The sequence below is a fragment of the Streptomyces sp. NPDC037242 genome (genome assembly GCF_055604165.1).
The window spans coordinates 1-12,542 of record NZ_JBVJUY010000048.1; the positions used below are offsets into that span (position 1 = coordinate 1).

General features: G+C 70.1%; 11 protein-coding genes and 1 tRNA gene. 5 read left to right on the forward strand and 7 right to left on the reverse strand.

Features of this window, described 5'->3' with window-relative positions; translation table 11 throughout:
* Positions 1-120: 120 nt before the first annotated feature.
* Positions 121-390: a type II toxin-antitoxin system RelE family toxin gene (locus tag ACZ7GJ_RS35980; protein ID WP_470757932.1), complete on the reverse strand. Its 270-nt coding sequence runs from the start codon at positions 388-390 to the stop codon at positions 121-123.
* Positions 387-662, reverse strand: a complete 276-nt coding sequence (locus ACZ7GJ_RS35985) for a type II toxin-antitoxin system Phd/YefM family antitoxin (protein WP_470757933.1) — start codon at positions 660-662, stop codon at positions 387-389. Before ACZ7GJ_RS35985 ends, ACZ7GJ_RS35980 begins: the two co-directional genes overlap by 4 nt.
* A gap of 538 nt (positions 663-1,200) precedes the next feature.
* Between ACZ7GJ_RS35985 and ACZ7GJ_RS35990 the strand changes: the two genes are divergently transcribed.
* On the forward strand, positions 1,201-2,586 hold the full coding sequence (locus ACZ7GJ_RS35990; protein ID WP_365916655.1) for an NAD(P)/FAD-dependent oxidoreductase: 1,386 nt from the start codon (positions 1,201-1,203) through the stop codon (positions 2,584-2,586).
* Between the two features lie 164 nt (positions 2,587-2,750).
* Entirely contained in the window at positions 2,751-4,064 is a 1,314-nt protein-coding gene (locus tag ACZ7GJ_RS35995; RefSeq protein ID WP_470757934.1) for a class I SAM-dependent methyltransferase, read from the forward strand.
* Positions 4,065-4,152: 88 nt separating this feature from the next.
* On the opposite strand, the gene ACZ7GJ_RS36000 is transcribed toward ACZ7GJ_RS35995, so the two are convergent.
* A complete protein-coding gene (locus tag ACZ7GJ_RS36000) occupies positions 4,153-6,702 on the reverse strand; it encodes an ABC transporter permease (RefSeq protein ID WP_470757935.1) in 2,550 nt (849 codons plus the stop codon).
* Between the two features lie 57 nt (positions 6,703-6,759).
* Complete coding sequence (locus tag ACZ7GJ_RS36005) at positions 6,760-7,527, reverse strand: ABC transporter ATP-binding protein (RefSeq protein ID WP_365916904.1); 768 nt, start codon at positions 7,525-7,527, stop codon at positions 6,760-6,762.
* Between the two features lie 556 nt (positions 7,528-8,083).
* Here ACZ7GJ_RS36005 and ACZ7GJ_RS36010 point away from each other — a divergent pair.
* Positions 8,084-8,168: transfer RNA gene (locus ACZ7GJ_RS36010), tRNA-Leu, on the forward strand.
* 168 nt (positions 8,169-8,336) lie between these two features.
* Entirely contained in the window at positions 8,337-9,191 is an 855-nt protein-coding gene (locus tag ACZ7GJ_RS36015) for a Bax inhibitor-1/YccA family protein (RefSeq protein WP_470757936.1), read from the forward strand.
* 122 nt (positions 9,192-9,313) lie between these two features.
* Here the strand turns inward: ACZ7GJ_RS36015 and ACZ7GJ_RS36020 are convergent, their stop codons facing one another.
* Positions 9,314-9,544 (reverse strand): DUF4287 domain-containing protein, encoded by a 231-nt coding sequence (locus ACZ7GJ_RS36020; protein WP_365916646.1) that lies wholly within the window; start codon positions 9,542-9,544, stop codon positions 9,314-9,316.
* Between the two features lie 101 nt (positions 9,545-9,645).
* On the opposite strand from ACZ7GJ_RS36020, the gene ACZ7GJ_RS36025 reads away from it, so the two are divergent.
* Positions 9,646-9,993 (forward strand): hypothetical protein, encoded by a 348-nt coding sequence (locus ACZ7GJ_RS36025; protein WP_470757937.1) that lies wholly within the window; start codon positions 9,646-9,648, stop codon positions 9,991-9,993.
* Here ACZ7GJ_RS36025 and ACZ7GJ_RS36030 read toward each other — a convergent pair.
* The gene (locus ACZ7GJ_RS36030; protein ID WP_470757983.1) at positions 9,977-10,783 is read right to left on the reverse strand and encodes a hypothetical protein; all 807 of its coding nucleotides are present in this window, start codon (positions 10,781-10,783) and stop codon (positions 9,977-9,979) included. The two genes, ACZ7GJ_RS36025 and ACZ7GJ_RS36030, sit on opposite strands and share 17 nt — an antisense overlap.
* A gap of 484 nt (positions 10,784-11,267) precedes the next feature.
* Positions 11,268-12,488, reverse strand: coding sequence for an acetyl-CoA C-acetyltransferase (locus ACZ7GJ_RS36035; protein ID WP_365916642.1), 1,221 nt, complete (start codon positions 12,486-12,488; stop codon positions 11,268-11,270).
* Between the last annotated feature and the right edge of the window lie 54 nt (positions 12,489-12,542).

Below are 12,542 nucleotides of genomic sequence, written 5' to 3' on the forward strand. Positions count from 1 at the left end.
TTACTGTACGGAGAAAAAAACGAGGAAGTAAAAACAACCCCCCCCCCCCCCCCCCCCCCCCCCCCCCCCCCCCCCCCCCCCCCCCCCCCCCCCCCCCCCCCCCCGCCGTCTGCCTGGGATTCAGATGCTGCGGTGGATGTCGCGGCGGTCGCCCACCTTGACGACGAGGATGACGAGCTCGCCGTCCAGGACCTGGTAGGCGATCCGGTAGCTGCCGACCCGGAGCCGGTACAGGCCGGAGGGGCCGGTGAGCTTCTTGATGTCGGCGTCCTCGCGGTACGGATCGTCTCCCAGCGTGGTCAGGGCGGCGAGGATCCGCATCGCTGCCGGCCTGTCGATCGCCCGGAGCTGCCGTTGCGCCGCAGTCGTGAACCGAAAGGCGTACTTCACGCCGCGCCGTCACCCCGTTCGCTGAACAGGTCGGCCAGCAGCTCGGCCATCGTCACGGTCGTTCCGCCCTCGGCGAGTACCGCCTCCGCCTCGCGTGCGAGCAGCTCGTCTGCCGCCTCTTCGAGCGCGTTGAAGTCCGCGATGGGGACGAGGGCGGCCACCGGAGCGCCGTTCCGCGTGATTATGGTCGGGGAGCCCTGCTCGGCACGGTTGATGTGGTCCGCAAGATGGGCGCGGGCTTCGCGCACGGTCACGGCGTTCTCATCACTCATGACAGCCAGTGTACGCGCGAACGTGTACACCTGCCGGGTGTCGCGTAAACGGGTGTGGGTTCACCGGTAATGCCGGACGGAATCGCCTGGTCGGTGGCCTGAGCGGGCCTTGACCGGGTCTGGACGGGGCCTGGACGGAGCCTGGACGGGGGCCTTTCGGGGGTCCTTCGGGGGTCGAAAGTCCTGTGATCCACATGAACTTCGTGAAGTTCTTCACAAGGAAAAGGGGCCTGTTGGGCCACCGAGAGGGCACTTTGAGGCGCTCCGGAGGCCCATGGGCCTCTTTTTGTGCGAGCGTTCGTGCGATTCGAGGCCGCCGCCGGGTGGTGGCCGTAGGTACCGACGAAGCCGGTGGTCTACTCCGGTTACGGGCCTGGAGCCCAGTTCAGGACGGGTAAACAACGACTCCCGTTACACCCTGGTTCCCCGTTTGCGCCATGACCTCGGTCACGTGGGCGGCGGAGTGTAGCAGAGGCCTTCCAGTACCTTGTGAAGGGGCTCACGAGCGTCCCCCTATCGGGTGCTGGATACTCGTTCCATGAGCACCACGGAGCGTCCCAGGATCCTCGTTGTAGGAGGTGGGTACGTAGGCCTGTACGCAGCCAAGCGCATCATGAAGAAGATGCGCTACGGCGAGGCGACCGTCACGGTCGTCGACCCGCGCTCGTACATGACCTACCAGCCCTTCCTCCCTGAAGTGGCCGCAGGCAGCATCTCGCCTCGGCACGTCGTCGTCCCGCTGCGACGCGTGCTGCCCAAGGCAGAGGTTCTCACCGGCCGGGTCACCAGCATCGACCAGGACCGCAAGGTCGCCGTCGTCACGCCGCTCGTCGGCGAGGCGTACGAGCTGCCCTTCGACTACCTGGTGATCGCGCTCGGCGCCATCTCCCGCACCTTCCCGATCCCCGGCCTCGCCGAACAGGGCATCGGTATGAAGGGCGTCGAAGAGGGCATCGGCCTGCGCAACCACGTCCTCGAGCAGCTCGACAAGGCCGAGTCCACGACGGACGAGAACGTCCGCCGCAAGGCCCTCACCTTCGTCTTCGTCGGCGGCGGCTTCGCCGGTGCGGAGACCATCGGCGAGGTCGAGGACATGGCCCGCGACGCCGCGAAGTACTACACCAACGTCAAGCGCGAGGACATGCGCTTCATCCTGGTGGACGCGGCCGACAAGATCCTTCCCGAGGTCGGGCCCAAGCTCGGCACCTGGGGCAAGGAGCACCTCGAGTCGCGTGGCATCGAGATCTACCTCAACACCTCCATGGACTCCTGCGTGGACGGCCACGTGGTGCTGAAGAACGGCCTCGAGGTCGACTCCAACACCCTCGTGTGGACCGCGGGCGTCAAGCCCAACCCGGTGCTGGCCCGCTACGGCCTGCCGCTGGGCCCGCGCGGCCACGTGGACACCGCCCCGACCCTCCAGGTCCAGGGCAGCGACTACATCTGGGCCGCGGGCGACAACGCCCAGGTCCCCGACGTCGCGGCCCGCAAGGCCGGCGTCGAGAACGCCTGGTGCCCGCCGAACGCCCAGCACGCGCTGCGCCAGGCCAAGGTCCTCGGCGACAACGTGATCTCCGGCATGCGGGGCTTCCCGCAGAAGGAGTACGCGCACTCCAACAAGGGTGCGGTGGCGGGCCTCGGCCTCCACAAGGGCGTCGCGATGATCGTCATGGGCAAGATGAAGATCAAGCTCAAGGGCCGGCTCGCCTGGTACATGCACCGTGGCTACCACGGTCTGGCCATGCCGACCTGGAACCGCAAGATCCGCGTCTTCGCCGACTGGACCCTCGGCATGTTCCTCAAGCGCGAGGTCGTCTCCCTCGGTGCGCTGGAGACCCCCCGCGAGGAGTTCTACGAGGCCGCCAAGCCGGCGCCGGCTCCGGCCGCCGCCGCGGCGCCGGCCCAGAAGGCCAAGGCCTCCTGACCCGGCTCGACCCGTAGGACCAGCAGGACCGAACGACCCGAAGGGGCCGCCCGCCATCCGTGGTGCGGGGGGCCCCTTCGGCGTGCCCGGCGCCTCCCCGCGCCTGCTTACGCGGAGCGCGGTCGGGGTAGAGCCTTGTGGCGGAGCTCTTCTGGAGGTGCGCCATGAACGACGCCGCGCCGCGGCTGGCCGCTCTTGCCGAGACCCTGCTGGGCGCCCCCCTGCCCGTCCGCGTCCGTGCGTGGGACGGCACCGAGGCGGGCCCGCCGACCGGACCCGTGCTCGTCCTGCGCCACCGCCGCGCCCTGCGCCGGATGCTGTGGAAGCCGGGCGAACTGGGGCTGGCCCGGGCCTGGGTCGCCGGCGAGCTGACGGTCGAGGGGGACCTGTTCGAACTGCTGGACCGGGTGGGCGGCCTCCTGTGGGAGCGGCCCCCGCGGAGCGGCCCGCAGCCCTCCGCCCCGCCGGGGGCGGCCGGACTGCTGCGCGATCCGGCGCACCGGGCCGCCGTGCGCGAGCTGATCGCGCTCGCCCGGCCGCTGCCGCCGCCCGCGCCCCCCGCCGAGGAGGCCGTCCGCCGCGGCGGCCCCCGCCACACCAAGGGCCGCGACCGCGCCGCCATCGGCCACCACTACGACGTGGGCAACGAGTTCTACGGCCACGTCCTCGGCCCCACCATGGTGTACTCCTGCGCCTACTGGAGCCCCGGCGGGACCCTGGAGCAGGCCCAGCACGACAAGCTCGACCTCGTGTGCCGCAAGCTCGCCCTGCGGCCGGGGGACCGGCTCCTGGACGTCGGCTGCGGCTGGGGCTCCATGGCCCTGCACGCCGCCCGCGAGTACGGCGCGCGGGTCACCGGCGTCACGCTCTCCGGCGAGCAGGCCGCGTACGCCCGCAAGCGCGTCGCGGAGGAGGGGCTGGCCGACCTGGTCGAGATCCGGGTCCAGGACTACCGGGACGTCAAGGACGGCCCGTACGACGCCATTTCCTCCGTCGGCATGGCCGAGCACGTCGGCGCCGACCGGTACCGCGAGTACGCCCGCACCCTGCACGGGCTGCTGCGGCCCGCCGGACGGCTGCTGAACCACCAGATCGCCCGGCCCCCCGAGCCGGACGAGGAGACGTACCGGATCGACGTGTTCATCGACGCCTACGTCTTCCCCGACGGGGAGCTCTCCCCGCTCGGCACGACCGTCGGCGAGCTGGAGCGGGCCGGCTTCGAGGTCCGGGACGTGGAGGCCCTGCGCGAGCACTACGCGCTCACCCTGCGGGCCTGGGTGGCCCGGCTGGAGGAGCGCTGGGACGAGGCGGTACGGCTGACCTCGCCCGGGCGCGCCAGGGTCTGGCTGCTGTACATGGCGGCCTCGGCACTCGGCTTCGAGCACGGCCGGCTCGGGGTCAACCAGGTCCTCGCGGTCAAGCCCGCACCGCGCGGCGAGGCCGGGCTGCCGCTGCGGCTGCGCACCTGGGGCGCGTAGCCCCCGTAAGGCCCGCGCCCGGCCCCCGTACGAACGCGAAGGGCCCCGGGGCGTGTGCCCCGGGGCCCTTCGCGTCATCCCTGCGCCGCTACTCGGTCTTGATGGCGGTGAGCATGTTCAGCCGGGCGGCGCTGCGGGCGGGCCACATGGCCGCCAGGACGCCGACCACACCGGCGAGCAGGAGGAAGATCCCGATCCGGTCGTACGGGAGCACCAGCTCGTAGTTCGGGATCGACTTGCTGAAGGTGGTGCCGACGGCCCAGGCGAGGAAGATGCCGACGCCGATGCCGAGGATCGCGCCGAAGAGCGAGATGACCACGGCCTCCAGGCGGATCATGTTCTTGACCCGGCTGCGGTCGAGACCGATCGCCCGCAGCATGCCGATCTCCTGCTTGCGCTCGAAGACGGACATCGCCAGCGTGTTGACCACGCCGAGCACCGAGATGATCAGCGCCATGCCCAGCAGGCCGTACATGATGTTCAGGGCGAGGTTGACGATGCCGCCCATCTCGTTGCGCATGTCCTGCTGGGTGGCGATGCCGATCGCCGGGTTGTTGCCGAGCGCGTCCAGGACGGCCTTCTCGCCGGCCTTGGAGCCGCCGCCGGTGGTGTTGACGTACACCTCGGGGATGTACTGGTCCTCGGTGTGCGCGCTGAGGACCTTGTCGTCGATGACGTACGGGGAGAGCAGGCCCTCCAGCTCCTTGTAGACCGCGCCGACCTTGAGCGAGACCTTCTGGCCGTCGTCGAACATGACCTCCAGCGTGGAGCCGACCGAGAGCTTGGCCTTCGCCGCGGTCTTGTCCGCGACGGCGACCTCGCCCTTGGCCAGGCTGCTCAGCGAACCGCTGACGACGTCGATGTTGAGCATCTCGCCGATGGCGGCCGGGTTGACGCCCGACGCCGAGTTGTACTCGTCACCGATCTTGAACGTCCCGGCCGTCTGCGGGGAGACCGCCTTGATGCCGGGGGCCTTCGACAAGGCCTCGGCGACGGACTTGTCGAGGCTGCCGACGCCGCCGTTCATGGAGACCTTGTAGTCGGCCTTGATCTTGTCCGTGCTCATCCGGTCCACGGCCTTGCCCATGGTGATGCCGACGACCGACAGCGCGGTGACCAGGGTCAGGCCGATGGCCAGCGAGGCGGCCGTGACGGCCGTACGGCGCGGGTTGCGCAGGGCGTTCTGCGCGGCCAGCTTGCCGGGGACCCCGAAGACCTTCTGCAGCGGCGGGCGCAGGGCCGAGATGACCGGCCGCGACAGCAGCGGCAGCAGCACGATCAGACCGAGGAGCAGGAAGAAGGCGCCGCCGCCGATGACCATCCGGCCGTCGCTGCCCATGGACACGCCGAGCATGACCAGGCCGACGCCGAGCAGGCCGAGGATGCTGCCGATGACGTTGCGCAGGACGAGGGACTTCGCGGTGGCCGGCAGGTGGGCGCTGCCCATGGCCGCGACCGGGGCGATCCGGCCGGTGCGCCAGGCGGGCACCAGCGCGGCGAGCACGGTGACGAGGACGCCGATGACCAGGGCCGCGACGATCGTGGTCGGGGCGATCACGAGGTCGCCGGCCGGGACCTTGGCACCGAGGGAGTCCATCAGGGACCGCATGCCGACCGCGAGGCCGACACCGGTGGCGAGGCCGATCGCGGCGGAGATGACGCCGACGACCGTGGCCTCGGCGAGCACCGAGCGGACGACCTGGCCGCGGTTGGCGCCGACGGCGCGCAGCAGGGCCAGCTCCTTGGTGCGCTGGGTGACCAGCATGGTGAAGGTGTTGTAGATCAGGAAGACGCCGACGAAGAGCGAGATGAAGGCGAACATCAGCAGCATGGTGTTCATGCCGCTCATGCCCTTCTCGATGTCCTTGGCCTGGTCCGCGGCCAGCTGGGCGCCGGTCTGGGCCTTGGTGTTGTCGCTGTTGAGCAGCGGCTTGATCTCGGAGAGCAGCTGGTCGGCGCCGGTGCCGGCCTTGGCGCTGACCGAGAGCTCCTGGAAGTAGCCGGGCTTCGAGTACAGCTGCTGCGCGACGGCGGTGTCGAAGAGCACCAGGCTGCCGCCGGCGTTGACCGAGCCGTCCTCGGTGGTGAAGACGCCGGTGAGGGCGTACTCCTTGACCGGGCCGTTGGTGGCGACGCGGACCTTGTCGCCGACCTTGTACTTGCCCTTGGACGCGGTCTCCTTGTCGAGGGCGATCTGGTCGTCCTTGGCCGGGCCGGCGCCGTCGGTGAAGGTGTAGCGGGGGTCCTTGCCGTCCTTGACGGGCGCGAAGTTGGAGCCCTTGTTCGCCCAGCCCTGGCCGATCAGCTTGCCGTTCTCGTCGCCGACGCCGGCGAAGCCGGAGACCCGGCCGCTCACGAGGTCGACTCCCTTGACGGCCTTGACCTTGTCGAGGGTCTGCTGGCTGATGCCCGGCTCGCCCTGCTTCTGGCCGTTCTCGTCGCGGCTCTGGCCGTACGAGGTGACGGAGACGGCGACGCCTTCGTAGCTCTTCGCGGACTGGTTGCTGAGGGATTTGCCGAGGGTGTCGGTGAAGACGAGGGTGCCGGAGACGAAGGCGACGCCGAGGACGACGGCGAGCACCGTCATCAGCAGCCTCGCCTTGTGCGCGAGCACGTTGCGCAGGGCGGTACGGAACATGGTGGAGGAGTCCAGGATGTCGAGGGGTCAGCGGAGGACTGGCGGAGGGGCAGTCCCTCAGCTGGTGCGGCCCTTGGCGTCGAAGGCCTTCATGCGGTCGAGCACGCCGTCGGCGGTGGGGCTGAGCACCTCGTCGACGATGCGGCCGTCCGCGAGGAAGATGACGCGGTCCGCGTAGGAGGCGGCGACCGGGTCGTGGGTGACCATCACGACGGTCTGGCCGAGCTCGCGGACGGAGTTGCGCAGGAAGCCGAGGACCTCGGCGCCGGAGCGGGAGTCGAGGTTTCCGGTGGGCTCGTCGCCGAAGATGATCTCGGGGCGGGAGGCCAGGGCGCGGGCCACGGCCACGCGCTGCTGCTGGCCGCCGGAGAGCTGGGTGGGGCGGTGGGAGAGCCGGTCGGAGAGGCCGACCATGGCGATCACCTTGTCCAGCCACTGCTTGTCGGGCTTGCGGCCGGCGATGTCCATGGGGAGCGTGATGTTCTCCAGGGCCGTCAGCGTCGGCAACAGGTTGAAGGCCTGGAAGATGAAGCCGATCTTGTCCCGGCGCAGCTGGGTCAGCTGCTTGTCCTTCAGCGTGCCGAGCTCGGTGTCGCCTATGCGCACCGAGCCCGCGGAGAAGGTGTCCAGGCCGGCGACGCAGTGCATCAGCGTGGACTTGCCGGAGCCCGACGGGCCCATGATCGCGGTGAACTGGCCCTGGGCGAAGTCGACGGAGACGTTGTCGAGCGCGACCACCTGGGTCTCGCCCTGGCCGTACACCTTGGAGAGCTGCGTGGCGCGGGCGGCCACGGCCTGGGCGGTGTGCTGGGGGGCGTAGTTCATGGCGGTCACGGAGGGACTCCTGTCGAGCGGCTGCTGCGGTGGGGCGGTACCCCTCAATCCTCGCCGTGGCCACCCCCGCTCGGGATCAGCCGGTGTGCCCGTTCCACAGCCCACTGGAGTCTGACCGGAAGGGGTACCCGTCTCCTCCTCTGGTATGACAGACCCTGACGCGGCTCGGGGTGCGCGGCCGCCGGACGGGACCGCCCGAGGGGCGCCCGGAGGCCGCCGGGAGTCGTCGGGCGGCGGTCCGGGAGCTGTCCGGGAGCTGTCCGCGGATGCTCCGAGGGGCCCGCGGATCGTCCGAGCTCGCCCCAGGTGCGCCGGGGTGGCGTGGAGGGGTGGCGGGCGGGGTGGCGCGGGCCATCGAAATCCCGTCAATCCCACAACGTCGATCACCGCCGTCCGGAGCGGTCCGACCGTGCGTTCTCGGCTCTGACGGCCCATCAATCGCCAATAAAATCAGACAACATCGCATTACCGGCCGCCTGGCGATCATGGCGTTCCGGATAGGCTCGGCGCAGCGTTCAAGGCTTTTCTGCACGGGAGTCGCCAGCCTGCCCGGATGGTGGAATGGCAGACACGGCGAGCTTAAACCTCGCTGACCTTCGGTGGTCGTGCCGGTTCAAGTCCGGCTCCGGGCACTCTCGCGACTCTCGCGACCCTTGCGCGGCTTCGCAGGGGATCTCCTCATTTATCCTCTGCGCTCTGCCATGCCTTCTCCTAAGATCCTCCTCCAGCAGTAGGGTGCTTTCTTTGCGAACGCATTACTCTTGATGCAAGGCCGCGCACCGTGGCCATGGAGGAGTGAGATGAGGAGCAGTAACCCGGTCTTCTCGCGACGGGGGTTCAGCCGCGACAACGGTGGCTACGCGGGCTTCGGTACGCAGCAGCACGAACAGGCCGGGACCGCCGCCAACCCGTACGCGACGAACCCGTATGCGACCGACCCGGCGACGGGTATGCCGCAGGCGCCGGCGCGCACCAACGCGATGACCATCGACGACGTCGTGAGCCGTACGGCCATGACGCTCGGCACCGTCGTCCTGACGGCCGTCATCTCCTGGATCGTGCTCCCGGTCGACCCGGCCAACATCAACAAGTCGTACATGATCGCCTTCGGCGCGGCGCTCGTCGCGTTCGTCTTCGCGATGATCCAGTCCTTCAAGGCCAAGCCGGTTCCGGCGCTGATCCTGGCCTACGCGGCCTTCGAGGGCGTCTTCCTCGGTGTCATCAGCTCCGCCGTCAGCACCTACATCAGTGCGGGCGTGGTCGTCCAGGCCGTCCTGGGCACGATGTGCGTCTTCGCGGGCGTGCTCTTCGCCTACAAGATGCGCTGGATCCGCGTGACCCGCCGCTTCTACGGCTTCGTGATGGCCGCGGCCATGGGCTTCGTCCTGCTCATGGTCGTCAACATGCTGTTCTCGATGTTCGCGGGCGGCGACGGCCTCGGCTTCCGCAGCGGCGGCCTCGGCATCCTGTTCGGTGTCATCGGCATCATCCTCGGCGCCTGCTTCCTCGCCCTCGACTTCAAGCAGGTCGAGGACGGTCTGGCATACGGCGCCCCGCGCGAGGAGTCCTGGCTGGCGGCCTTCGGCCTCACCATGACCCTGGTGTGGATCTACCTGGAGATGCTGCGCCTGCTGTCGATCCTCCGGGGCGACTAGCAGGACGTGCCGCCCGGCACGACATTTAAGTACGGCGAAGGCCCCGCGAGCGCACCGCTCGCGGGGCCTTCGCGTGTCTGAGTGGGGTACGGGGGTCGGGGGCTTCGGAAGGGGGCAGGGGCTCAGCCGAGTCTGCGGGCGGCCCTGCGCAGGTCGTACTCGTGGATGATCGCCTTGGCCTGGCCGTACGACAGCTCATGCGCGCCGAGGAGCCAGCTGACCTTCTCCTCGAACCGGACGAGGGAAGGGCCGTCGTCCACGGCGCGGAGCCAGTCGGAGACCTCACGACCGGTCGACTGGGGAATTCTGTCGATCATGTTGCGGTGCGTCTGCTCGGAGAACTCTACGGACATGGGCGCCTCCGGAAGGTTTGCCGTGCTGTTCTCTTCACGCCACCGTGCCGGAGAGTTCGCCCGTTGGCAATGGTGCCCGGGCGGCGCGTAAGGTCGGCCGGGTGCTTGATACTTCGCCCCTGACCGCCGCCGTGGAACGTTTCTCCGACCGGCTGAGGGCCGCGCCCCAGAGCCGTCTGCAGCGCGGGGCCGCCGCCGAGGCGCTGGAGCTGGCCCGGGAGCTCTCCGTACGGGCACAGCGCCTGGAGGACCCCGCGGGGGCGGCTCCGGCGCGCCTGATGCCGGACGCCGGGGTGTTCGTCGTCGGGGACCAGGTTGCGGTGGCCGGGCAGGACCTCGCCGAGGCGCTGCGCGGCGCACGCGAGGGGGAAAGCACGACGGCCCCGTCCGAGGTGCTGGACGAGGCCGTGCGGCTGGTGGAGCAGGCGGAAGTCAGAGCGATGCGATGACGCGGTCCGCGAGGATGTAGACGTTGCTGTCCGGGTCCTCGGTGTCGCCGCAGGAGAAGGTCAGGGCGTAGGCGCCGGAAATGCCCGAGCCGCCCAGCAGGACCGGCGCGGTGCCCGAGCGCAGGGCCTCGGCGAGGCGCTCCGCGGTCTCCCGGTGGCCGGGGGTCATGCAGAGCGTGGTGCCGTCCGTGAAGACGTACACGTCCAGGGTGCCCAGCGGACCCGGGCGGACGTCCGCGAGGGCCGTACGGGCCTGCGCGAGCTCCTCCAGGCGGCTGACCGTGCGCTCGTGGTCGGCGCCGGGGTGCGGGGCCTGCACGGGCACGAAGTCGGGGTGCGAGGGGTGGCGCCGGCGGGCGGCCGCCAGCTCGGCGGAGTCCTCCGGGTAGTCGTCGAGCTCCTCACCGAGCACGGGCTCCAGCCCGACCATGTCGGCCTGCCGGGGCAGGAAGACCGGACCGTCCTCGCCACCGAGGCCGGGCAGGCCGCCCAGCAGCGAGGGAGCGTCGGCGGCGTCACGGGCTTCCTGGGCGGCCCAGAAGGCCCGCGCCTCGGCGAGCTCGCGCTCGCGCTCCTCGGCGAGGGCCTCGGCGACGGCGGCTCGTATCTCGGCGGCGGGGGATTCCACGGCGTTGCGGGCGTGCGGGACGGTCGTACCGCGGGGGTGGGCCGACACGACCAGCTCACTGCGCAGGGCCGTGACCTGCTTGCGCAGGCCGTGGACGGCGTGCAGCGCAGCAGCGCCCACGGCCGTGGCAGCGGCCGTGGTCAGCAGCAGGGCAAGAGACATGGCGCTCACTGACTAACTCCTGATTGATTCGATCCCCCGACTTCCTACATCAGCTTGTCCTGACCTGGGAATGGCGTGCAGTGCATTACGTCACGAATTGGACAGGGCTTTCGTCCCGGAGCCCCTCCCCGAACATGGCCTGACCTGGGTAAATGCCGATCCCCCAGGACAAAGGTCACATCCTGGGGGAGATTCGGTCACAGGTCGGCCGCGACGGGGTTAGATTCGGCGTCAGTAGAGAGGGGCGGATCCCCGCGGATCCCTTGGGGGGACTGGGGGGAGCGGCCGGTCGAGCCGACTTCCCCCTCCCGCGGGCCGATCTTCGCGCTAGCGGTGGGTAGTTGCAGCCTCACCCGGCTACGGGCAGGTGCCGCCGCTCCGGCTCGGCTCAGCCGCTCGGTTCTGCTGGTCGCGCTGATCTTCGCCACCGCTGCGGGCAGGTGCCGTGCTCGTTCCTCGCACGGCCCCTACCCTCCGCTCCGGCTCAGCTCAGCCGCTCGATGACCATGGCCATGCCCTGGCCGCCGCCGACGCACATCGTCTCCAGGCCGAACTGCTTGTCGTGGAACTGCAGGCTGTTGATCAGCGTGCCGGTGATGCGCGCACCGGTCATCCCGAAGGGGTGACCGACGGCGATGGCCCCGCCGTTGACGTTCAGCTTGTCCAGCGGGATCTCCAGGTCCCGGTAGGACGGGATGACCTGGGCCGCGAAGGCCTCGTTGATCTCGAACAGGTCGATGTCGCCGACGGTCAGGCCCGCCCGCTTGAGCGCCTGCTTCGACGCCTCGACCGGGCCCAGGCCCATGATCTCGGGGGAGAGGCCGGTGACACCGGTGGAGACGATCCGGGCCAGCGGGGTCAGGCCCAGCTCCCGCGCCTTGGTGTCGCTCATGATGACCAGCGCGGCCGCGCCGTCGTTGAGCGGGCAGCAGTTGCCGGCCGTGACCAGGCCGTCGGGGCGGAAGACGGGCTTGAGGCCCGAGACGCCCTCCAGGGTGACCCCGGCGCGCGGGCCGTCGTCGGTGGAGACGACCGTGCCGTCCGGGGTCGTGACCGGGGTGATCTCGCGGGCCCAGAAGCCGTTCTTGATGGCTTCCTCGGCCAGGTTCTGGGAGCGGACGCCGAACTCGTCCATGTCCTGGCGGGTCACGCCCTTGAGGCGGGCCAGGTTCTCGGCGGTCTGGCCCATGGAGATGTAGGCGTCCGGGATCAGGCCGTCCTCGCGCGGGTCGTGCCACGAGGAGCCGGTGCTCTGCGAGACCGCGGTCGTACGGGCCTCCGCGTCGGCGAAGAGCGGGTTGTGCGTGTCCGGCAGGCCGTCCGAGGAGCCCTTCATGAACCGGGAGACCGTCTCGACGCCCGCAGAGATGAAGACGTCGCCCTCGCCGGCCTTGATGGCGTGCAGCGCCATGCGGGAGGTCTGGAGCGAGGAGGAGCAGTAGCGGGTGATCGTGGTGCCCGGCAGGTAGTCCATGCCCATCTGCACGGCCACGATGCGGGCCAGGTTGTGGCCCTGCTCGCCGCCGGGGAGGCCGCAGCCGAGCATCAGGTCGTCGATCTGGCGCGGGTCCAGCTCGGGGACCTTGGCGAGGGCGGCCTGGATGATCGTCGCGGTCAGGTCGTCGGGGCGGACGTCCTTGAGGGACCCCTTGCCGGCGCGCCCGATCGGGGAGCGGGCGGCGGAAACGATGACGGCTTCGGGCATCGGGGCTCCAAGGGGGTGAGTTGCGGCTCGTTGCGGGACCGCATGCGAAGTTAC

Coding starts and splice junctions, on each gene's coding strand:
- ACZ7GJ_RS36015 (WP_470757936.1), top strand. CDS start 8,337: ATGAGGAGCAGTAACCCGGTCTTCTCGCGACGGGGGTTCAGCCGCGAC.
- ACZ7GJ_RS36030 (WP_470757983.1), bottom strand. CDS start 10,783: ATGTCTCTTGCCCTGCTGCTGACCACGGCCGCTGCCACGGCCGTGGGC.
- ACZ7GJ_RS36000 (WP_470757935.1), bottom strand. CDS start 6,702: ATGTTCCGTACCGCCCTGCGCAACGTGCTCGCGCACAAGGCGAGGCTG.
- ACZ7GJ_RS35990 (WP_365916655.1), top strand. CDS start 1,201: ATGAGCACCACGGAGCGTCCCAGGATCCTCGTTGTAGGAGGTGGGTAC.
- ACZ7GJ_RS35995 (WP_470757934.1), top strand. CDS start 2,751: ATGAACGACGCCGCGCCGCGGCTGGCCGCTCTTGCCGAGACCCTGCTG.
- ACZ7GJ_RS35985 (WP_470757933.1), bottom strand. CDS start 662: ATGAGTGATGAGAACGCCGTGACCGTGCGCGAAGCCCGCGCCCATCTT.
- ACZ7GJ_RS36005 (WP_365916904.1), bottom strand. CDS start 7,527: ATGAACTACGCCCCCCAGCACACCGCCCAGGCCGTGGCCGCCCGCGCC.
- ACZ7GJ_RS36035 (WP_365916642.1), bottom strand. CDS start 12,488: ATGCCCGAAGCCGTCATCGTTTCCGCCGCCCGCTCCCCGATCGGGCGC.
- ACZ7GJ_RS36020 (WP_365916646.1), bottom strand. CDS start 9,544: ATGTCCGTAGAGTTCTCCGAGCAGACGCACCGCAACATGATCGACAGA.